Below are 23,201 nucleotides of genomic sequence, written 5' to 3' on the forward strand. Positions count from 1 at the left end.
GTTACTTCACATCCAGTGTATTGGTTACAATGTAGAACTCCTCTGCTCCAGGTTTCCAACCGGTTACACGCTGATTGATCCCTACCAGAATATTAGGATTAATGATATAGGAATGGGGCAAAGCCTTGTTGATCACTTTCACAGCCTCCTGAGTAAGCTCGTTTCGCTGATCCGTATCACCTGTCTCATTCAGCTCCTTGAGAATAGGCTCCAACCCATCGACTTCAATGTTGGCAGGATTATATGAACCTCCAGGAACATATGCCGAATTCAGGAATGAACCTCCGTCTCCTCTTGGCGATGTTAAATAACTCGCTGTAGATATATCCCAATCCGTATGATCTGCAATATAAACTTCTGGATATTCCACAGAAATAATCTCAATCGTAATACCTGCTTGGGCTGCTTCAGACTGAACCACCTGCGGGATCAGCGGTAACTCGGGATTCACGCCAGTAAAAGCAATGAGCTTCAATGTTAGAGGCTTGCCATCTTTTTGTAATTTTCCATCTGAGCCTTTGGTGTAACCTGCGCTTTCCAAGAGCTGGATTGCACCTGCTTCGTCAAGTTTCTGATACCCTTCTTTGTTGCCGAAAGGAAGGGAAGCATTAAATGGTCCATTGGCCGCTGAAGCGTGACCAAGCATAATATCCTGTACAATCACATCACGGTCAATCAATTTGTCCAGAGCCTCTCGAACATGATGATCGCTGACATTCGAACTTGCAGGATTATAGGTAAAATAATGTGTTCTCAAGCTCGTGACTGAGCTAACGCTCAGTTCGTTGTCTGCTTCGATGGAGGCCAGCATCTCTGGAGCCAAATGAAATACAATGTCGGCTTGCTTGGACTGAAAAGCAAGCGTTCTGACATTAGCGTCAGCATTGAATCTGAATGTAACCTCATCTAGTTTGGCCTTGCCATCCCAGTACTCGTCATTGCGAACCAGATGCATTTCGCTGCCCGGTGTGAAGCTGGTAACCTTGAACGGACCTGTTCCTACCGGGGCATTGTTGAATGCCTCTTTGCCCATTTGCTTTTCGGCAGCTACACTTATAATGCTGGTGGTCGGATGCACCAGTTCTGTAGGAAAAGCTGGATATGGCTCGGTATTTGTAATTTGAAGCTGTTGTCCATTTGCCTCTATGGATGCGATTTTAAGAGCTGCGGCAAGTGCTTTGCTGTCGGCAATGCCACGCTCAAACGATGCTTTTGCAGCTTCGGCATTCAGTGGTGTTCCATCCTGAAATTGTATGCCCTCCCGAATCGTGAAAACCCATGTTCGATCATCTGAAGCTTTCCAGTCACTTGCAAGCCACGGAGAGACCTTCATATTTTCATCCAGCCGCAATAATGTTTCTGTTACACCACCACGCAGCGTAATCCATGTATTATGCGGGTCGAGCGTATCATTGGGAAGACTATGTATGATCGTAATATTCTTGGATGCCGATGCAACTGAACTTTTTTCCCCGACAGATGAGCCTGAAGAAGTATTTACACCGTTGTCCTGACTACATCCAGACAGAAATATGGCCGTACATAATATCAAAATAAATCCAAAGAAGACTTTATTACGCTGTGATCGAATCCATAAACTCATGATTTGAAAACATCCTCTCTACCCTTTAAATTGTGTGTTTGCATTTCGAGGATAATGGTCTGTGCTTCCTCTAATGTACGGTCATGGACAAGCTCAGAAGGCAATGTATCTGCTCCTTGTTGCTCCATGAACGTTCCTAATTGATGCTCAAAGTTCAGCATCAGTGTGCTGGCTTGGGGCATTGGAATTTGTAATGCTTGTCCAACCTGGTACAACAGCTTTAATTTCCTGTAATCTTCATAAGGAACACGTGGAATAACCCATTTACCATGCTCATCCAAGCTTACCTGTTGGTAAGGTACAGCAGCGAATGAACGGTAGTGACCCTGTTCGTCCGGGCTGGAGAATGGATCAATGAGGAGTGAAGCGTACCTGATATACAGCAAATACTCCTGATGACGTTCATCAAACTGAACAAATCCCTCAATATCTGATCTGGAGAGTGACTGCTCCTGAACAGAATAGTTGTCATCATTCATAAATTTCAGCAGGTTCATCGGCTCCGCTCCAAACTTTATAAGCACGCTGGAAATTTCCTTCCACAGCCGGACCATACTGCGGATCGTGCCCGGTGTAACAGGGCCTTCCGGGTATAATTTATACATATATTTGGTGGAGCGAGTAAGGCTGAAGATTTCATGTAAAGAAAATGAATCCATAAAAAACGGTGGATGCACATAGGTCGTGATGCTTCTGCTTTCAGCTTCGATGGGAGAAGGCATGCGCTCAGCTTCGATACCCAAACTATTCAAAAATTGTTGAAGGTGGAGCAGCGTACGACTGCTTGTGCGACTGGAACCGATGTAAATCTTCTTCTTCAAGCCTTTTACCATTGATTTCAGGAGAGTAGACATAGCTGGATCGAATTTGGTAGCTGCATAGTAAGTGGAGAAGCTGATCACCTCTATGCGCTCACGCGCAACGCCGAGGCATTCCTGTACAAGCATGTTCGAGCCTATTCCCGGCGAGATTAAAATGATTCTTTTAACCTGAAGCTTGTAATCCAGCTTTAATTCACGGATGACATCAACGTAGCTGTGACAGGGAACGCACAGAACAATTGTTTGCCATTCGTCTTCTATCGTGTCGAATCCTGCATAAAACCTGTCCAGACGGGCAGTTGCCGAAAGATGTCTGGCACGTTCGACTAGAACCTCTGTGGATACGTAGAATTCGTGCTCATCAAGCTCTGTTTGAAGTCGCCGTGTGTGTGTTCCCTTCCGGTTTGCCACACCTATCCGATGAGACCAGCCTTTAGACAAATCTACCGCAACATGAATGCCCGCTGGGCCTGCACCAACAATCAGCACGTTGCCTAAAGCCGATTTTTCTTGCATCTTGTCCCATCTCCTCACCTTCTCTGTATGACACTGTGCTTCGGTTCAATAATCATCGTTTCATAGAAACCTTTCCCTGCGGAAATCGAAGTTTTTTTCCAATCGTCTGACAGCTCCTCTTCAACTGGGTAATTAAAAAGGGATTTCAGTCCATTGCCATAGCGCATCAAGATTCGTGTGTCGAGTTGAATTTTCCCTTTGAGATCATTCAGGATATCCAGTTTATTACGAACGAGAGAGGCAATGATGATATGAGTAGCTTCACTTACAAAAGACAACTCATCAATCGGTTTTCCGGAGAAAACAATGCTGTCGGCAAGCCCCCAGGTGTCGGCTACTTTTCTCCCCTTTTCAACAGCCTCCGGATCGATATCCAGACATACAACTTTTGCACCCGTTTCATGAGCAATGGTCAATGCGGAGAGAGGAAATGCACCTGAGCCAATAAAAAGAACTTTGGAGTGCTGATTAAGCTGGAAATCCCGAAGCTCGTTGCGGACGGATGTGGAGAGTATTTCGATATACTCACTCACGTTCAAGCGATTCTTAATCGCAAGATCAGATTGATACTTTTCCATTTCACATAAGGCCTGCACAGATGTTTCGCGAAGTTGCGTGCCATATACCTGGATCTCCTCCTGACCTCCCCACGCAAGCCACTGTCTGTCATTCTCCTCCAACGTCATAAATTGACAAAGCGAATCCAGCTTCAGTTGTAAAAGATCGAAACACTCTTCATGTTCCTTGGCATAGGCATTTAATTGTTTAATCTCGTATTCTAGTGATCTCAAGGAAAGTAAGAAGGCATATTTACTTTTCAATGTATTTCCTCCGTTCTGGATTAGAAACAGCATCAATCTCTATTACCATAGGAGTATAATCAGAGTTGTAAAAATAAAGCGCTATCACAATGCTGTTCATATTGTACATAAAAAGGTGTTTTTTCCATATAGCTCAATCTAGCTAAAGTCATAGTCGTTTTGTGTCTAATTTGTGAGAACAAGGTAGATCTATGTTTCTGACGGATCAAGTCATCAATATCCAGTACGATGCCCTGTGTCAATACATCCACTCCAATAGAGACACATTTATGTATGCTTTTACATAAAGTTAAAAAGTCCGCAGCCACTAATATAGCGGTTACGGACTTTCGTCAGCACAGATTTTTATTTTCTCGCTGAATCTGGCAAGTACATCAGTTGCTTCATATACTCTACTGATTAATGGCACGTCCAAGCCTGGATCTGTAACAAACATGGAAGGCGGCAAAACATGGAGGCTGTCCGATTTAACCGTGCTACGCGTCTGTGCCGCTATCCAGGTGATAACAATCCATTTTTTAATGTAAATCGGTAAAACCCCTTTTTTGTATTCCAAATATGAGGAATAAATCCTATCTTATAAATGAACACTGAGATTGTTTTGTATTTAGTTATTCTTCTAAAAGTTGAAAGTTATAGACAGAGATCGATTCATCTTCAAAAGAGCTATCTATTTCTGCGTCCACTTTAAAAACATCCCGTAACATGCTATGTGTAATAACCTTTCGAGGAGTTCCGAAGTCATATAATGATCCAGATTGAAGAACAATGAGTTGATCTGAAATCATTGCTGCTTGATTAATGTCATGGAGAACCAGAATGATTGTAATGCCCTGTTCGACATTCAAGCGTTTAATCAATTCAATAATTTCAAGCTGGTGGTGAATGTCTAGATAGGACGTAGGTTCATCTAATAACAAAACAGCAGGCTGTTGGGCCAGTGCCATTGCGATCCATGCCCGCTGGCGCTCCCCTCCAGACAAGCGATCTACTGTTCTTTCTGCTAAATCGACTAAATGAGTAAGTGAGATGGCTTGATCAACAATGGCCTGATCTTCTTGATTTAATCGTTCAAATTTCCTTTTGTGAGGGAAACGGCCATACTCAATGAGCTGTCTAACAGTCACCTCGGGATTGCTCTCATGTACTTGCATTAAAAAAGCTAATTCTCTGGCAAAAGCTTTTCTGCTCCATGTATTAATATCACTATTCTTAAATGAAACTTCTCCAGCTGTAGACTGAATCTGCTTTCCAAGCGCCTTTAACAGTGTACTTTTACCGCAGCCATTAGGTCCAAGAATACTATGAATCTTCCCTGCTTCAAACTGAAGGTTTAGATCTGAAATGACCTCATTATCCTGATATCCAATATAAACGTTCTTCGTCTCCAAGGTCATAGCGTCCTCTTCTTTCGTAACAAATATAAGAAAAATGGAGCGCCGATCACACCCATAATAATCCCCACTGGCAGCTCTATTGGTGCGAAGGCAACACGGCCAATGGTGTCCGATAAACATAGAACAGTCACTCCGAGAAGCGCTGAAGCGGGCAACAATATTCGATAGTCATTCCCCACAAGAATCCTGGCAGCATGAGGAACAATTAAGCCTACAAAACCAAGTAGACCCACAATACTTATTGCACTGGCAGCAAGGAGTGCACTTATAACAATAAACCATAAACGATAACCCTCCGTGTTTAGACCCAGTGATCTTGATTCCGCATCACCGAGTAACAGTACATTCATCCGTTGAGCACTTAGCAAAGCCAATATTAAACCAATAATGCTGTAAGGAATAATCGTCTCCACATGTCCCCAGCTTTTTGCGGACAGACTTCCTACCATAAAGGAAACGGCTCCTTGTATGCGGTCACTATAAAATGTATACAGTGCTGAAACTCCCGAATTTAAAAAGGCAGAAGCTGCAACTCCAGCAAGGATGATCCTCATAGGAGAAACACCCTTGTCCCAAGCGAGCAAATAGATCAATAAGGCTGATGCCAAGGCTCCAACAAATGCAACAGGTACTAACAAATGTGAGAAAGCAGGGAACACCAGCAGCATGGTTGTCCCAAATAATCCTGCACCGGAGGAAACACCGATAATATGGGGATCAGCCATAGGGTTACGCATTACCCCTTGTAATAATGCACCGGAAAGAGCTAAATTTATGCCCACAAAAACGGCTACAAGTGTTCGTGGCAGTCTTATATTCCATATAATCGTGTAATAGTCCGAATCTGTGTTGCCAAGTAAAATACTTAAAATGGACCGTACATCTACTGGAACTGCTCCAAAAGCTAAACTGATTATGACGCTAAGCACAGCAAAGATTGTAAAGAGTCCAATCATGGCGACTTTCCAACTCATCCTGTTTTTAAACTGATTACTCTCAATCATGCTATCTAATTCGTTTGACTTTGAGTGATCAAGTCTGCCATATATTTATAGGATTCGGTAACATCAACACCAGGTGCCGTTACAAATTTGTCTTTTGGAAGAACGTACATATGGTCATTTGAAATGGCTGAAAGTGAGCTCCAAGCTGGATTTGATTTGAAATTCTTTTCGATCATTGCTTCAGCTTCCGCATTCGTTGTATGGGAAAGAATAAAGAGATAATCTGGATTAATCATCACCATCTCTTCCATGCTAAACGGGATATATCCGGCAAAAGCTTCTCCACCTATGGAGACCGTAGCGTTACGAAGTTTTAATTGATCTGCAATATCTACCGCTATTGTTGAACTTTGCTCAACATATGCAGTGTCTCCCATAACGGTTAGTATCGCATAAGTTGGCATTTCCTTTTCATCTGGAATCTGTTCAATAACTTGATTGATTTCTGAGTTCATCTGATCTACGAGCTCTTCTGCTTTTTGCTCATTGCCTGTAATTTTCCCCATTAAAATCGTATTTTGTTTTATGTCTTCAATAGATTGGGTATTAAGATTTGCTAAAGGGATGTTGGCTTCTTTAAAAATTTCTCTCAATTTACCATGGTCAAAGCGCTGGCCGATCACCAGGTCAGGCTTTAACGCTAATACCTTTTCCATACTAACCTCGTGCATGTATCCAACTTTGGGAACTTGTGCAGCTTCTTCGGGCGCTTCAACGTTAAAGGGAGTTGGTACACCGACTGCTTTCCCTCCAACTTGATAGAAGGAGTGTAGAACTTGCTCGTTCAAGATCACAATATTTTGAGGTTTATCCTGCAGTGTAACGGTTTCACCGTCAAAGTCTTTAAAAGTCAGATAAGGTTCAGATGGTTGATTAATAGCACCTTCCTCTCTTTGGCTCTCTTGTTGTTGTTGTGAAGTATTTTGACAACCGCTTACAATTACTAGCATGATTAAAATAAAGACTGTAATTTTAAATCGATCCTTCATCATTTTTGTCCCCTTCTTTCTCAAAGTATTTTTAACAAGCATATGAACTGGAAAATAAGATTCTACATTTAAATAAGCTTATCCTTAGATTTATAATAGCTGAATGGCTCAGCTGAGCTATTCGAGGGAGACAAAATGGCTTAATTGTAAACAATTTGTGAACCTGATTCTTAAACCAGTAAAAAAACTCTCTTTATACATGAATAAAAGATGCCCTCCAATGATGTATTTGATCATTGGGGGGCATCTTTAGATATCATTTAATTCAGATATGAGTATGATAATATCGACTCACTATATAATAATTGGAAAAGCCGCTATTATAGCGACTTTAATTGTATTGCTTGTTTTCAAGGTGCTTGCATATGCTGTAGACCCCAGTTTTGCAACTGCAATAAAATGGGGGTGAGACTATGTCCTTTATCTGTTAGTGAGTATTCGACACGAGGAGGCATTTCAGCATAAGCAACGCGACTCACTAGCCCACCTTCTTCAAGCTCACGCAATTGACGTGTCAGTGTTCGATGCGTCACGGTGGAGAGCAATTTTTGTAGTTCGTTAAACCGTATAATATCTTTATTCAATAAATGGTACAAAATCAGAATTTTCCACTTGCCGCCGATTGCATTAACTGCAAATTCAACCGGACAAGTACTGCAATTTTCAAGTGGTTCGATCTCCATATGTTTACCTCCAACAGTATCACAAGAGATACCTGATATCCCAAATGTGCGTACTTACATAAAGTTTGTGAGTTAGTTATTATAAATATAACATTTAGTTCAACACTGAACAAATGAATGTAACTATAAGGAGCTGTTGTATATATGGAAACGATATTAGTCTATGGAGCGTCAGGGGTACAAGGTGGAGCAGTAGCAAAATTGTTAACTTCAAAAGGGGTAGCTGTTCGCACCATTACACGTCATGACAAAAACGTAGCTGCATTAAAAGAGCAAGGTATAGAGGCATTTGTTGGTGATCTGTCTGTACCAGAAACGTTGAATGAAGTTAACAACGGTGTAAATAAAGTCTTCTTGAATATGCCAATCGAGTATGACACTGCTCTAATGAAGCAACAAATTACGAATGCCGTTGAAGCTGCGCGACAAGCGCACGTTAAACTGATCGTTGTGAATTCGAATGGATTTTTACCAGAACAGCCAACCGACACCAAGACGTTGGATGTTAAACGAGAATTAATCGAGTACGTACAACAAAGCGGTATTCCAACTATTTTGGTAAAACCCACACTTTATATAGAAAACTTCTTGATTCCAGGTCTGATCAATAATGGAATGCTCTTCTACCCTGTACCAGCAGATAAACCGATCCCATGGATCAGCTCCGAAGACGCAGCGCAATATCATTATTATGCGCTAACCCATCCTGAGCTGGCAGGACAAGTGCTGTTAGCTCCAGGTCCGGAAGCACTTACTGGTGCAGAACTCGGCGAGCGCTTTACACAAGCGTTGGGACAAGATATAACCTTCAATTTCCTGAACTATGATGATTTTGAAACAGCTCTCTCTCCAGTAATGGGGGCGGACCAAGCAGCTGGTATTGGAGGCTTCTATCGTTGGATTGGAGCTAATATTGATTCGCTGAACTATTATGACGTGAAAGATCGCGTGGTTGTCCCTGATCTCCAACTGACCTCGCTGAAGGATTGGTTGCAACAACCGCATGTAAAAACAATTTTTGGTTCTTAAGAATAGATCCAGTAACATCGCTCTAGAATTCGTTGCAATAACACTTTAATCTCTCAGGGAATGTGCTATAGTACATTCCCTGAGAGATTATTTTATCAGCAACCCTACACTTTATGTTGTCTCTCTCTGAATCAGTCTTTGGAGCTACAAAACTACAAAACGGAATAACTCACCGGGTTATTAACGTAATTAAAGTTTCATTTTTTGAAGACGTAGTGAATTAAGTACAACTGAAACACTACTGAATGCCATCGCTGCACCAGCCAGCCAAGGAGCCAGAAGACCAATGGCAGCAATAGGAATACCTACTACGTTGTATGCGAGTGCCCAAAAAAGATTCTGTTTAATATTTCGCATCGTTCTTTTACTTAATTCAATAGCATCTGCAACACTATTGAGATCTCCGCGCATGAGTGTAACATCCGCTGCCTCTACGGCAACGTCAGTGCCTGTTCCGATGGCCATGCCGATATTAGACACGGCTAAAGCGGGCGCATCGTTAATCCCATCACCTACCATGGCTACAATCTGCCCCATTTGCTTTAATCTCTCTACTTCTGCAGCTTTTTCCTCCGGTTGGATGCCTGCAATGACTGTGGAGATTCCAACTTGACTTGCAACAGCACGAGCTGTGTGTACGTTGTCTCCAGTCATTAACACCACTTCGATTCCCATCGCTTGAAGCCGACTAACCGCCTGTGAAGATGTTTCCTTTACCGTATCCGCAACAGCGACCATTCCAGCCCAAACATTATCTACTGCCACGAGCATTACTGTTTTTCCTTGACCCTCCAATTCAGACATACGGGCCAATGCTTCTGGAGGAACCTGTACCTTGACATCAGCTAGCAGTCGGCGTGTTCCAACGAGAATATCTTGGTTGTAACCACGTGCACGTACGCCAGATCCCGGAATATTCTCAAACTGTTCTGGCATGAACATGATTTTTATATCTTTCTCTCTGATCCCATCAATAATCGCTTGGGCGAGAGGGTGTTCAGAGCTAGACTCAGCAATCCCAACCCGTTGCAACAGTTCGTTGGTTGACCAAGCCGGTGCAGATATTACATCGGTCATAACTGGTTTTCCGTGAGTGACAGTACCCGTTTTATCGAGAATAACTGTCTGAATGTGTTGGGCAGTCTCCAGATGCTCCCCGCCTTTGAACAAAATACCATATTCAGCAGCACGCCCCGATCCAGCCATTATGGATGTCGGTGTAGCTAAGCCCAGTGCGCATGGGCAGGCAATCACCAAAACTGCAATTGCTCTCTCTAGAGCAGCGCTGAATCCTTCTGAGTTTTGGAAGATCAATGACAATATGAAGGTTACAATAGCAATGCCTACGACTACAGGTACGAAAATCCCTGAAATTGAATCAGCTACGCGTTGGATCGGAGCTTTCGATCCTTGTGCCTGTTCCACGATATGGATGATCCGGGATAACGCACTATCAGCACCTACCTGAGTTGCGCGAATAACAAGACGTCCGTTTTTGTTTAAGGTTGCACCGGTTACACGATCGCCAAACTTCTTGTCTACAGGCAGACTTTCTCCGGTTAACATGGACTCGTCTATGGAGGAAGCCCCCTCCTCAACAATCCCATCCACAGGAATCTTTTCTCCAGGCTTCACGATGACTAGATCATTAGCGAGTACATATTCGGGAAGAAGTTCTGTCTCCTCACCGTTTCGTAGAACCCGGGCACTTCTCGGAGCCAGTTGCATCAAGCTTTTAATAGATTGCGCTGTTTTTCCTTTAGCTAGAGCCTCCAGCCACTTACCGAGCAATATCAATGTAATCAACACGGCGCTGGTTTCGAAATACAAATTAACAGGTCCTTGAGTGGCCGTGTTTACAACCTCCGTCACCGGGACGCTTCCTCCATGGTTATGACCAGATGTACCACCGGTACTAGTTAGCGATGTTAAATATAAACTATACAAGTAAGCCGAACTTGTCCCAAGTGCGACGAGCACATCCATATTGGCACTTCGATTTTTCAAAGCTTTATATGCACCTTTATAAAATTGAGATCCTAAATAGAACTGTATGGGCGTTGCAAGCAGCCATTGGAACAGTGGATTCATAAATACATCAGGTACCCATATCCAAGATGTGAACGAGAAATGTGACACCATGGCCCATAATAAGGGGAAAGAAAGCACGGCTGACAAGATCCACTTCCATTTTTTACGTTGAATCTCCTGTTCCCTCATGGATAGAGCTTCTACCTCTGTAGCTTTTATACGTGCTTCAAAACCCAGTTGCCTGATTTTATAAATGAGGTCGGAACCTTTCAGTGTTCCAGCTACAAATTCTACATGCCCTGACTCCAGAGCCAAGTTTACATTCACACGCGTCACCCCCGGGAGACGACTGAGGCCTTTTTCGATGCGTGCTGAGCAGGCTGCACAAGTCATACCTGAAATATTTAGGTCAACGGAAGTCGAAGCTGTTCCGAAGCCTAAGTTATCTATTTTATTGCGAAGGGACTGAATATCTACTAAAGCGGGGTCATATGCTACCGTTGCTTCCTCTGTAGTTAAATTTACATTCGCCTGTCTAACACCGTTCAAGCGGGTTAGTGTTTTCTCGATCCTGGTTGAGCATGCTGCACAAGTCATGCCTGTAATCCGAAGCGTAGTTTGGCGATGTCCAGCACCGTTTGCATTTGTTGGTTGCCCTGAAGTGGAAGTGTTATCAATATTGTGCATAAATTTTGCCTCTCCTTATCTGTACGTTAGCCGTACATGAAATTCTTACCGTTTTATTCTGGATGTCGTTTGGCCTCCGATACAAGCCCCTGTTCCAATGCGTAACGTGTAAGTTGAACCCGATTTTGTAACTGCAACTTTTGTAATATGTTTTTCAGATGATTCTTAACCGTGTATTCCGAGATATCACATCTACCTGCAATCTCTTTATTCGTCCATCCGGCTGCCACTCCGTATAAAATCTCCAATTCCCTAGTTGTAAGTTTTACAATGGGCTCCTTGTGTTCTATCACGTTGACTTCCTTCAAAATCTGATAAGCCACGTCTCTTGACAAGGGAGCTTCCTCGTTAATAATTGAATGCAAGTACTCTAGCCATGTCGAGGGCTCCAGATTTTTAAGCAAATAACCTTGGGCTCCCCGTTTTAGAGCTTCCAGCAAATGAAGCATATCGTCCGACACGGTTATCATGACAATTTTCACATAAGGAAACGTAAGCTTGATTCTGCGAGTTGCCTCCAGTCCATCCAAAACGGGCATTTGAATATCCATTAAAATAAGGTCTGGAAGCCACTTTTCCATGAAGTCGATTGCTTCTTGACCGTTAGAGACGATACCGATAACGTTAAAGTGATCATCCATTTCCATAATCTCACGGATCGCTTCCCTTGCATGTGCGTGATCATCAACAACCAAGACTCTTGTTGTGGTGGTTAATGTCATGTTAGAGCCCCCTTGTGAATCTCAACGATCGTCTCTCTGTCCTCTCGATACATGTTCATGATCCATCCCATCTCTTTGCAGCGTTCTTTCATAATACGTAGACCGAATTTTCCTTGTTTGGCAAACGGATCGCCATCGAACCCTTTTCCGTTATCCTTAACAGTAACCTTCCAGCTATGGCTCATTCCTATCGCTGTAATTGATCCTGCTGTAGCAGAAGCATACTTGTTCATGTTGATGAGCGCTTCTCGAATACAGGCTAGCAGTTCAACCTTTTCTTTTTCATCTAGCTGGTGGTCTTTTAATTCCCAATGAATATTGATTTGCGTACGTACGTCCTTGGCCATGACATGAACTTGTTCCGCAAGTGTTGATGATATTGGCGTGGAGGATTGACTTACATCCCGATCGAGACGAAGATTGGTGATCGCTTGTCTTACATAACGATTCACTTCATGAATCGTTTTGCGTATGGACAGAATGTTCTGTTCATGCTGCTTCTCATTACGTACCTTTTCTAATTTTTCGGCTTTGACTGACAGTAGGAAAAGGGATTGGGCAATCCCGTCGTGAAGCTCACGTGCCAGCTGTTCTCGTGCTTCGAGCGCAGCTTTTTCGGAGCGTTCAATTTCCAGTTCTTTCTGTATTTTTTCTAAGATACGAAATAGTTGGGTTAATAGTGTGATACTGACGACATACACTAGAACCGGCGTTAGCCAATTGCCCAGATCCATCGAGATGTAAGGAAGAAGAAATTGATGTCTGACATATTCCCAGATGGCTACAGTGAAAGTCGGAATGAAAAGAATCATCCATTTGATTTGTTTATAGTACATAGGTAACTCCTCACAATCTGAATTCAATTTAAGATGGCGATCACTCCGGACTGCGGAACCTATATCCGTATCCCCATAAAGTCTGAATGAACTCATTTCCTTTTGAATATTGGGCAAAAAGCTTTTCGCGCAATCGTTTGATGTGAGTATCAATAGTACGTTGATCATAAATTTCTTTGTGAGATGATTTCCATACTTGGATAAGCAATTCTTCTCGGGAAAATGCTCTTTCCTGATGTGTAGCGAGAAAATAGAATAAATCGTATTCTTTTGGCGTCAGATGTACTTCATTATCTTGTACCAAAACACGCCGAGCGGAAGGTTGGATCAGAATCTCATCAATAAGGACCTCGTTGCTTGATGTGCTCTTAAAGTCATGCATGCTGATTCCTTGTGTGCGAGCCACAATGCTTTGGATACGCAGGACAACTTCCCTAGGGCTGAACGGTTTGGAAACATAATCGTCGGCTCCTGCCTTGAAACCTTCGATTCGATCCTTTTCTTCGGAATACTCAGACAACATGATGATCGGAATCTCATGATAGTTGTGCTTCATATATTTGCAGATCTCAATCCCATTCATATCGGGCAACGATAAATCAAGCAACATCAGATCGTAATTTCCATTGTTTAAATAACATTTCTGAATAGCTTGGCCTCCACTGGAGGCTTCGTCTACAATGAAACCCTCTTTTTCCAAATACCTTCTCATCAGCACTCGAATTCTAGTTTCATGGTCTATCAGTAAAATTTTTTTGTGAATAATGGTCACGTGCTTCCCCTCCATTGCATGAACCGCAGAACTTGATGTCACAGGTTTACAGAAAATCATAACTGCAGCTGTTCATTAACTGAATGGCTCTGTAGGGCTATCCGAAACATGTAATATCGTTCAAATGTAACCAAATCATGAACATAGCTGATAACCAGCTCACAACAAGTCCTAGGTATCTAAATGAAAGAATAATGTAGGATCTGCTACAAAACTGTACGCATCTATCGTTGTTCTCGTGTATTGATTGTTCTTATTGATCAAAAAAGGCCGAAAAGCAGCTTTCTGTGGATAACAGAAACTGCTTTTCAGCCTTTTTCAAGTAATACAGGTAATGCCATTAAGGAGAGTATATCTTTACGGTTACCTCTAACTCCTCTAGTACAGTGTCACTTGGTGTTCTTTGAAAGTAGGAATTGACTTTAAACAAATAGGTTATGATTCGCTTGGGATGCTTCTCCCAGATAGTAACCTACACCACCAATTGTAACTTGGTCTATTAATTCTTCACGCTGAATTCCCATTAAATTCATGGACATTTGGCAGGCTACCAACTCGGCCCCTTGTGCAACGACGGATTCTATCAATTCTTCCAAAGACGGAACATTATTATTTTTCATCAGGCCACGAATAATCTTTGGACCAACACCAAACATATTCATTTTGGACATGCCAAGCTTCTTGCTGCCACGCGGCAGCATCATATCAAACATTCGGCCAATCATGGTTTTGGATACAGGCTGCATCTGATGCTTCCGAATAACGTTCAATCCCCAAAAAGTAAAAAACATGGTTACCTTGCGTCCGCTGGCTGCTGCTCCATTCGCAATGATAAGAGAGGCAATCGCTTTATCTAGATCTCCGCTGAAGACAACCATCGTGCTAGCGGGATCATGGATAGGTGAATCAGAAACGGGTTGCACTGAATTCTTGGCAATTACAGCCTCAATAATTCCGCCTGTGATTCGTTCCAAGTGTAAGAGTGTGGACCCAGACATGGTTGCCCATGCTTTCACATCTTCATAGAATCCTGGATCGGAAGCTTTAACCCGCAAGGTCTCTCCATTCGATAGTTGATCCATTTTCTGCTTCACTTGTATCAGCGGACCCGGACAACTTAAACCGCATACGTTCAACTCATTATCGATACGCTGTGGCTCAGTCGAAGCAGTGGGAATTGGCCCTGATTCCTTCACGCTAGCCCAAGCTCATGATGATCTGGTTTTGCAGGAGAAAATGGAGCGGGCTTAAACTGGGCTTGGCGATATGTTTTATAGCCTCCACTCAAGTTTTTCACGCTAAATCCATGCTGACGCAGGATTTGCGAAGCCGTATATCCACGTAAACCAACCTGGCAGTATACCCAGATATCTTTGGATGAGTCTAGTTCATCTAACCGCTGACGAAGCTCTTCCACTGAAATATTTATTGAACCCGGAATATTCCCATTACGATGCTCCAGAGCACTGCGAACATCCAGTAGTATAGACTGGTCTGGCTGGCGCTCAGACAGCTGATCATAGGTGAACGTTTGAACACGTCCAGCTGTAATATTCTCTGCTGCGTAACCAGCCATATTCACTGGATCTTTTGCAGAAGAATAAGGTGGGGCGTAACTCAGTTCAAGCTCGGTTAAATCTCGGATATGACCGCCAAAATGTATGGCTACAGCAATATCATCAATCCGTTTATCCACTCCGTCATAACCGACTGCTTGTGCACCTAGAATCTTACCTTCCGGTGTGAAAAGCAACTTAAGAGTAATCGCGCTGGAACCTGGATAATACGATGCATGAGAGGCAGGATGCACGATTACGGTTCTATAATCAACACCAAGACGCTTTAGTGTTTTTTCATTACTGCCTGTCGTAGCACCGGTCATACCAAATACTTTAATAATGGATGTTCCTTGTGTTCCTTTATAGGTAGAACTTAGTCCGGCAATTCGATCAGCAACAATTCTTCCTTGTTTGTTAGCAGGTCCGGCAAGTGGAATAGCTGTCTTAGTACCATGAATGGTTTCAGTTACTTCGATGGCATCGCCAACTGCATAGATATGTGGCATGCTGCTTTCCAGAGCTTCATTTACAATGATATGTCCACGTGTGCCCAGAGAAACGCCGCTACTTTTCAGAAAAGATGTATCCGGGGTTACCCCTATCGCAAGAATAAGCAGGTCAGCTGTCAGAACATGACCATCAGCAAGCTCTACTCCAATGCCCTGCTCAAGGGAATGAAATCCCTGAACACGCTGGGAGAACAGCAAGTTTACACCATTCTGCTCCATTTCCTGGGCCAAAGCTGCTGCCAGTTCAGCATCAAACGGCGTGAGTAGCTGTCCATTACCCTCAATTAACGTTACATCCAATCCGCCTTCCTTTAAGTTTTCTGCCATTTCAACTCCAATAAATCCACCACCAATAATAATTGATGATTGGTTGTTAGATGAATTTATTTGTTCTTTGATACGATCGATATCAGGAATGCTACGTACGGTGTAAATAAGTGGATTGTCCTTGCCCGGCAAATCGGGAACGATTGGTTTTGCACCTGGTGATAAAATTAACTCATCATAACTTTCTTCATATTGACCACGCTCTTGGCTTTGTATCGTAACTGTACGCTTGTACGGATCTATAGTAATGACCTCACTCCTTGTACGCACATCGATACGAAAGCGATCTGCCATACCTTTAGGTGTTTGTACCAAAAGACGCTCTCGATCATCAATCGAACCCCCAATATAATAGGGTAATCCACAATTGGCAAATGATATGTAAGGTCCCTTCTCAAAGATAATAATCTCGGCATGTTCATCCAGACGGCGCAGACGTGCAGCCGCAGATGCCCCTCCTGCTACACCGCCAACAACCAGTATTTTTTTTGCTCATGATTCACAGTCTTCCTTTCCAAACAAAGTAGTTATAATCTGTTCAACCCGTTGATCTGCAAGCACATAATTCACTTCAAGACCATTCCGCTCAGTAGCGACAATACCGGCACTGCGAAGCTTCTGCAAGTGCTGTGATACAGTTGATTGCGGAAGATCCAGACATTCCTGCATGTATGAAACATTACATTTCTTTTTTTGCATCAGTCCACGCACAATACATAAACGAATCAGGTGAGATAAAGCTTTCAGCAGATTAGCGGGCTCGTCGAACTGTTTTAAAGTATTCATATCAAAAGCAGGTGTGGTCAAAAGTACCCCTCCTAAATCACTAAAACGTAATATTACGATATAACGGTTTTGATGTCAATGCTCTCTCTTAAATTCAATTCATCACGCAATTCTTTATTCTGAGAAAAGGTATAAAACACGTTGGAAGAAGAATTATACCTTTTATGTTATTACTTATAAAAATTAAATACGTTTAGTCATGTAGTAGTTAAAGAATTCCGGTTTTTTATTTCTTGTATAGATAGATGTAAAGTATAATTCCCATACTCAAGAATATCGTCCAGAAAACGATTCAATTGCTCTTGAGAGCTAGTTTTAATTTTTAAATGGTAACAGCCTTCTCCCGATACGCGGTGAACCTCTAATACCTCCCTTCGATCGTCCATTAATCTTATAAACGAATGATGGTTAGCTGTTTTCATATAGAAAATGATAAAAGCTGTAAAAGTGAGTCCGATTTTCGTTTCATCAACTATTACAGAATAAGCTTTAATAACACCACTTTCCTCAAGTCTTTTAATACGATTTCCTACAGCTTGTCCAGTCATATGAATCTGTTCACCTAATTCTTTCCATTGGATACGTGCATTTTCAGATAGTATCCGAAGGATCTGAAAATCAATATTATCAAGTTCCATAATAAATTCCTTTCACCATGAATTTTTTTGGGACAAAAGTGTTTCGTTAACTTATCGAATAAAATTACAATTCGATTTATGATTGTATTGTAACAAAATATTTTATACGAGGTGGAGAATAATGAGCACAGCTCTAATTATTGTAGATATTCAAAATGACTATTTCCCGAATGGGAAGATGGAATTAAGCAATCCTGAAAAAGCAGCTTCTAATGCTGCTAAAGTGCTTGATTGGTTCAGACAAAATCACAAGGATAATATTTTTCATGTTCAGCATATCGCAAGTGATCCTGCATTAGGTTTCTTTCTTCCGGATTCGGAAGGTGTAAAGATACATGAGGCTGTTCTACCATTAGAAAATGAAAGTATTATTAATAAACATTTTCCCAACAGCTTTTTACAGACCGAATTACAAAGCAAACTCAAAGAGAAAGAAATAACCAAAGTAGTGGTTGTAGGTATGATGACACATATGTGTATTGATGCAACCGTTAGAGCTGCAGTAGATCTCGGATATGAAACAACACTTATTGAAGACGCATGTGCAACGAGAGAGCTATCCTATCAAAATAAGGTCGTCCCAGCAGAACAGGTTCATTATGCCTTTGTCGGCGCACTTAATGGCATGTATTGCGATGTGAAATCGACTGAAGATTTCACATCGCAATAAGAAATAAACACGATATTACAGAACACAATAGTTCAGATTAAAGTTGAAGGTGAAAAACTTCGAAACCAGTTGCATGATCAATTTATTGTAAAATAATAAAAGTAGAAAACATAAGGTCACTTCCACTTTGTCAAGCAAAGTGGGAGTGACCTTTGTTTATATCGATCTTATTATGAATTAGGCATCCAGATTCTGACCATTTGACTCAATAACCTTCTTGTACCATTCGAATGATTTTTTCTTGGAGCGTTTTAATGTTCCTTGACCATCATCGTCCCGGTCAACATATATGAATCCATATCTTTTTTTCATTTCTCCCGTACTTGCACTTACAATGTCAATCGGTCCCCATACAGTATACCCAAGCAAATCGACGCCATCATAGTCTACAGCATCTCTCATTGCTTTGATGTGCTCGCTTAGATAAGCAATTCGATAGTCATCTTCAACATATCCGCTCTCATCCGCTATATCGGCAGCACCGAGACCATTTTCTACAATGAATAAAGGTTTTTGATATCGATCATAAATGTTGTTCATCGTAATCCGCAAACCGAGCGGATCAATTTGCCAGCCCCAGTCACTAGCTTTCAAGTAGGGGTTAGGCAAGCTGGGGAACAAATTGCCTCCAATCGTATCCGTTTGTGTAGGATCAGCGCTAACCACACTGGAAGAATAGTACGAGAATCCGATAAAATCAACGGTGTGCTGTTTAAGTAATTCCTGATCCCCTTTTTCGAATGGGAGAACTATATTTTTGCGCTCAAGATCTTTGAGTGTATACGCAGGATACTCACCTCTCACCTGAACGTCAATGAAGAAGTAGCTTTGGTTCTCAACCTGCTTCGCTTTCCATATATCCTGTGGGTGGCATGTTCTAGGATACGGAGCATTGGCAGCAAGCATACAACCTACCATATTTTCCGGATCAACTTCATGGGCAATTTTGGTGGCCAACGCACTGGCTACCAGTTCATGGTGACTGGCTGTGAACTTTACAGCTTCTGCGTCTTCGTGTTCTTCAATGAACAGCCCAGCTGCTAAAAATGGCGCTTCTAAGACCATGTTAATTTCATTAAAAGTAATCCAATATTTAACCAAACCTTTGTAACGATTAAATATCACCGTACACAGTCTTTCATAGAAATGAACCATTTTTCTGTTCCGCCATGAACCATACTCCTTGACCAAATGCATTGGAACATCAAAGTGAGTAATGGTGACGAGGGGTTCAATATTATACTTTTGGCACTCTTTGAACAAGTCTTCGTAGAATTGAAGCCCAGCCTTATTAGGCTCTGTCTCATCCCCCTTGGGAAAAATACGACTCCACGCAATCGACAAGCGATATACTTTGAAACCCATTTCGGCAAACAAGGCAATATCTTCTTTAAAATGGTGATACATATCGATTGCTTCTTTGGCAGGATAGTAATAATTTTCGTCAAAGTCAAACATTTTAGTTTTTCCCATAAGCACACTTTCTCGCACGTCGCCAGTCGGGCTCAAATCAACGTTTGCTAGTCCTCTGCCGTCCGCATTGTAAGCTCCCTCTGATTGGTTGGCCGAGGTTGCTCCTCCCCATAAGAACCCATCTTTAAATCCCAAATTTATCGTCTCCCTCTATTTATAAAATATATAATTATTCTCTTACAACAAGCCTGTAAGCAGCACATCGCCTGCGTTCACTTTATTTTCTTTGGTCTCGACGATTTCCAGATAATTCTCCGTGTTTGTAACAATCATTGGCGTTTCTACGGAGTATCCTTCTTTCTCGATCTCAGCAATGTTAAATTCGACCAGTTTCTGTCCCTGTCGCACAATGTCCCCTTCTTGAACGAAGCTTTCAAAGTGTTTTCCTTTCAACCGAACGGTGTTAAAACCAATGTGAATCAATACTTCCATTCCTTCATCCGAAATTATTCCAACGGCATGTTTGGTCGGGAATAGCGTAACAATCCTTCCGGCAAAGGGGGCAAACAGCTCGCCTGTAGAAGGACGAATTCCTATCCCTCGGCCAAGTAGTTCTTGCGAGAAAGCCCCATCCTGCACATCTTTAATCGGAATGATCTCCCCGTTCATCGGACTGAGCATCGTATGTTTTTTTCCAGTCTTAGACATCGATTGAGGTGGATCTACAGACAATGTAGCAGAGTCAGCTTCCGTCTTATCATCCTTGAACATGACGAGTGTTAATGCAAATGAGACAATCATGGCAAACACTACACCAATGATGGCAATTATAATATTAGACGTGCCTGGTTCATTAGGGTCGAACATAGTCAAAAACTCAAATACACCAAATCCACCGAAAGTAAACTCTCTAAGGTTGTACAGTCCGTAAAATCCGCCGGCAACGCCCGAAACGATACAGCTCATAATAAACAGCTTCTTTCGCGGCAGGATAATACCGTAAACGACCGGTTCAGTGATGCCAAACAATGCAGAAATGGCCGAAGGGAAGCCTAGAGCCTTAAGCTTTTTATCCTTGGTTTTCACAATAATTGCAAGCACAATGGCCAACTGGGAAAATGATGTTGCAAAGACGGAAGCCATGATGGTGTCGTAACCCATGCTCGTAATGTTGTTAATATATAAAGGGATGAGTCCCCAATGCAGTCCGAACACGACAAGTACTTGCCATGAGAGCCCCAAAAGGAATCCTGCAAATAATGGACTTGCGTCTCGTACCACCAGTATGCCTTGAGCAATCAATTCAGACGCATAACTCGCAACAGGTCCGATCAATAGGAAGCCCAAGGATAAGGAAATCAGCACCGTGACCATCGGGATCATGAAAAATTTAACCGCACTCGGAACAATCTTATCCACGGTATGTTGAACTTTAGAAGCAAAATAAACAACGATGATGATTGGGAGAACAGTGGATGTGTAGTTCATGCTGATCAATGGAACGCCGAACACATCCAGATAAACTGGAGAACTGAAGGCAGATCCGCTGAATAGCGTGTAAAGTGGCTCTCTGGATCCTGCCAAGGCATCCAACTGAATAGCGGGATAACACATAGCTAATCCAATGAGTATACCGATAAAGGGTTGTACTTTAAACTTGTTAGCAGATGTATATCCCAAAAATACAGGGAGGAACATAAACAAAGCATCCCCCATGGCATTAATGATCATATATGCCCCGCTATCCGTTGTATAAAGATTTAGTGTGCTGAACAACGTATTGAAGCCTTTCAGCATCCCCGCAGCTAATAGAATGCCAAGAATAGGTTGAAACAAGCTTGATATTACATCAATGAAAGCGTCCAGCAGCTTTTTCTTTTTAACACCTTTTTCGGTTGAAGAACTTGTATTGTCTGAATTCAGTTTAGCCAGTGAGTTGACCTCCGAATAAACTTCAGAAACATGATTTCCAATAACGACTTGATATTGCCCACCTGAACGTAAGACTGTTACTACCCCGTCGAGCTTTTTCATAACTTCATCATCGGGTATGGAATCGTCCTTCAGATGAAATCTTAACCTTGTAACGCAATGAGTGAGGTCACCAATATTATCTGATCCCCCTAGTTGATTCACAATCTCTTCCGCTAACTGTTGATATTTTCCCATTATGTTCTCCTCCATATTCTAGCTGAAACAGCATAGTGAAGGGTTTGGCCAACTTAATGTCACCATCCTGGCTTGCTTTTAAACCCTCACCTCCTTTCATGGTTACGTTATGATCGTGTCTTATACACCACACGTTGAATGTGGACCGTCAAATACAGCTTTTCTTCACCCGTAAGGCTGTAATTGTAGTTGTTTTTGATGTAGATTTCGATTTTCCCCACACAACGAAACGCATTCTGATGTTTCTCTTTTATCACATCCAGAAGATCCTGATCGCTTTCATTCTCATGCAAATTTCCACTGATTAATCGTTGAGCAAAAAATTTCAGATGCGTAATAAATCGATAGAATGCTACGGATTGCTCATCGAATTCAATTTGAAAATAATACCTGACAATGTCGCTAATTTCCTGAATGATTTTAGTCACTCTGTAGATATCCTGACTTACTTGGCGATCCTCCGCATTGACGATGTGCAAAGCAAGGAAACCAGCCTCATCTTCCGGAAACTGAATATCAAAAGACTCCTTGATGAATTGAAGCGCCTTCAAACCAACTTTATACTCATCCGCGTAAAACCGTTTAATATCCCAAAGTAAAGCATTTTTGAGGGAGATCCCGTCTTTGAAACGGCTTACGGTTGAGAAAATATGGTCGCTGAGCGATATATATACACTATCATTCAGTTTTTTGCCTAACGTCATTTTTGCAAAATTTATGATTCTATCCGCAACATCGAAGTAATCTAAAGGGATTTCCGTCAGAAGTTCCTGAAATTTGATAAATGCCTCCTTGGTAGAAAGTGAGTAAATTTTATCAATGCATTGCTCGTCAAGGGCCTCGCCTATTCTCTTCTGGTAAGCGATTCCTTTGCCCATGACAATGATTTCCTGACCCAATTTGTCTTGTGTAACTGCCACATTATTGTTAAGGATCTTAAGAATAATCATCTCATTCCCCCCTTAATACAAATAAAAAGACCCACCCGCACATCTCGAAATAAACGCTAAATATAGCGCAAATTCACGATGTGCAAGCAGGTCTAGCTTGTAATTAAACAATCACTATCCTTAACTCGCATTCTCATTATAGCCGCGACCGAAAGATTTAGCAATAACCGTTTTAACTTGTTCAACTGCTTGTTTTTGCCTTAAATCTGTTGCACAGCTATTAATGAAACGCTTCATTGCATACATGGACACGGAGATGCCACGTTTCC

General features: G+C 42.1%; 18 protein-coding genes and 1 pseudogene. 2 read left to right on the forward strand and 17 right to left on the reverse strand.

Annotated elements, in window-relative coordinates; translation table 11 throughout:
- Position 1: 1 nt before the first annotated feature.
- From nikA to HNR77_RS14635, 7 genes are all read right to left on the reverse strand, one after another.
- Complete coding sequence (gene nikA / locus HNR77_RS14600; RefSeq protein ID WP_184185513.1) at positions 2 to 1,603, reverse strand: nickel ABC transporter substrate-binding protein; 1,602 nt, start codon at positions 1,601 to 1,603, stop codon at positions 2 to 4.
- Positions 1,600 to 2,940, reverse strand: coding sequence for an opine metallophore biosynthesis dehydrogenase (locus tag HNR77_RS14605; protein ID WP_184185516.1), 1,341 nt, complete (start codon positions 2,938 to 2,940; stop codon positions 1,600 to 1,602). Before HNR77_RS14605 ends, nikA begins: the two co-directional genes overlap by 4 nt.
- Before the next feature lie 14 nt (positions 2,941 to 2,954).
- Positions 2,955 to 3,761: a nicotianamine synthase family protein gene (locus HNR77_RS14610; RefSeq protein WP_184185519.1), complete on the reverse strand. Its 807-nt coding sequence runs from the start codon at positions 3,759 to 3,761 to the stop codon at positions 2,955 to 2,957.
- 611 nt (positions 3,762 to 4,372) lie between these two features.
- A complete protein-coding gene (locus HNR77_RS14620) occupies positions 4,373 to 5,152 on the reverse strand; it encodes an ABC transporter ATP-binding protein (protein WP_184185525.1) in 780 nt (259 codons plus the stop codon).
- Between the two features lie 2 nt (positions 5,153 to 5,154).
- Complete coding sequence (locus HNR77_RS14625) at positions 5,155 to 6,132, reverse strand: FecCD family ABC transporter permease (protein ID WP_184185528.1); 978 nt, start codon at positions 6,130 to 6,132, stop codon at positions 5,155 to 5,157.
- A 35-nt stretch (positions 6,133 to 6,167) separates the two neighbouring features.
- Entirely contained in the window at positions 6,168 to 7,151 is a 984-nt protein-coding gene (locus HNR77_RS14630; RefSeq protein ID WP_184185532.1) for an ABC transporter substrate-binding protein, read from the reverse strand.
- 350 nt (positions 7,152 to 7,501) lie between these two features.
- Positions 7,502 to 7,834 carry a winged helix-turn-helix transcriptional regulator gene (locus tag HNR77_RS14635; RefSeq protein ID WP_184185535.1) on the reverse strand — a complete coding sequence of 111 codons (333 nt, stop codon included), beginning with the start codon at positions 7,832 to 7,834 and terminating at the stop codon, positions 7,502 to 7,504.
- Between the two features lie 144 nt (positions 7,835 to 7,978).
- On the opposite strand from HNR77_RS14635, the gene HNR77_RS14640 reads away from it, so the two are divergent.
- Entirely contained in the window at positions 7,979 to 8,863 is an 885-nt protein-coding gene (locus HNR77_RS14640) for an SDR family oxidoreductase (protein WP_184185538.1), read from the forward strand.
- A gap of 189 nt (positions 8,864 to 9,052) precedes the next feature.
- On the opposite strand, the gene HNR77_RS14645 is transcribed toward HNR77_RS14640, so the two are convergent.
- From HNR77_RS14645 to HNR77_RS14675, 7 genes and pseudogenes are all read right to left on the reverse strand, one after another.
- On the reverse strand, positions 9,053 to 11,581 hold the full coding sequence (locus HNR77_RS14645) for a heavy metal translocating P-type ATPase (protein WP_184185541.1): 2,529 nt from the start codon (positions 11,579 to 11,581) through the stop codon (positions 9,053 to 9,055).
- Positions 11,582 to 11,634: 53 nt separating this feature from the next.
- Positions 11,635 to 12,303, reverse strand: a complete 669-nt coding sequence (locus HNR77_RS14650) for a response regulator (protein WP_184185544.1) — start codon at positions 12,301 to 12,303, stop codon at positions 11,635 to 11,637.
- Complete coding sequence (locus HNR77_RS14655; RefSeq protein WP_184185547.1) at positions 12,300 to 13,139, reverse strand: sensor histidine kinase; 840 nt, start codon at positions 13,137 to 13,139, stop codon at positions 12,300 to 12,302. The genes HNR77_RS14650 and HNR77_RS14655 overlap by 4 nt, the downstream gene beginning before the upstream one ends.
- Positions 13,140 to 13,179: 40 nt before the next feature.
- Positions 13,180 to 13,911, reverse strand: a complete 732-nt coding sequence (locus HNR77_RS14660; protein WP_184185550.1) for a response regulator transcription factor — start codon at positions 13,909 to 13,911, stop codon at positions 13,180 to 13,182.
- A gap of 422 nt (positions 13,912 to 14,333) precedes the next feature.
- Positions 14,334 to 16,789: pseudogene (locus HNR77_RS14665) on the reverse strand (FAD-dependent oxidoreductase).
- A gap of 9 nt (positions 16,790 to 16,798) precedes the next feature.
- On the reverse strand, positions 16,799 to 17,092 hold the full coding sequence (locus HNR77_RS14670; protein ID WP_184185660.1) for an ArsR/SmtB family transcription factor: 294 nt from the start codon (positions 17,090 to 17,092) through the stop codon (positions 16,799 to 16,801).
- Positions 17,093 to 17,289: 197 nt separating this feature from the next.
- Positions 17,290 to 17,730 carry an Lrp/AsnC family transcriptional regulator gene (locus HNR77_RS14675; RefSeq protein WP_184185553.1) on the reverse strand — a complete coding sequence of 147 codons (441 nt, stop codon included), beginning with the start codon at positions 17,728 to 17,730 and terminating at the stop codon, positions 17,290 to 17,292.
- A gap of 121 nt (positions 17,731 to 17,851) precedes the next feature.
- On the opposite strand from HNR77_RS14675, the gene HNR77_RS14680 reads away from it, so the two are divergent.
- Positions 17,852 to 18,400 carry a cysteine hydrolase family protein gene (locus tag HNR77_RS14680; RefSeq protein ID WP_184185556.1) on the forward strand — a complete coding sequence of 183 codons (549 nt, stop codon included), beginning with the start codon at positions 17,852 to 17,854 and terminating at the stop codon, positions 18,398 to 18,400.
- A gap of 177 nt (positions 18,401 to 18,577) precedes the next feature.
- On the opposite strand, the gene HNR77_RS14685 is transcribed toward HNR77_RS14680, so the two are convergent.
- The 3 genes from HNR77_RS14685 to licT form a co-directional block, all read right to left on the reverse strand.
- Positions 18,578 to 20,008: a 6-phospho-beta-glucosidase gene (locus HNR77_RS14685; RefSeq protein ID WP_184185559.1), complete on the reverse strand. Its 1,431-nt coding sequence runs from the start codon at positions 20,006 to 20,008 to the stop codon at positions 18,578 to 18,580.
- 42 nt (positions 20,009 to 20,050) lie between these two features.
- On the reverse strand, positions 20,051 to 21,982 hold the full coding sequence (locus tag HNR77_RS14690; RefSeq protein WP_184185562.1) for a beta-glucoside-specific PTS transporter subunit IIABC: 1,932 nt from the start codon (positions 21,980 to 21,982) through the stop codon (positions 20,051 to 20,053).
- A 107-nt stretch (positions 21,983 to 22,089) separates the two neighbouring features.
- Positions 22,090 to 22,932 (reverse strand): BglG family transcription antiterminator LicT, encoded by an 843-nt coding sequence (licT, locus tag HNR77_RS14695; protein ID WP_184185565.1) that lies wholly within the window; start codon positions 22,930 to 22,932, stop codon positions 22,090 to 22,092.
- Positions 22,933 to 23,201 lie beyond the last annotated feature (269 nt).

The sequence above is a fragment of the Paenibacillus sp. JGP012 genome (assembly GCF_014203995.1).
In the GTDB taxonomy this organism is placed as follows: domain Bacteria; phylum Bacillota; class Bacilli; order Paenibacillales; family Paenibacillaceae; genus Paenibacillus; species Paenibacillus silvae.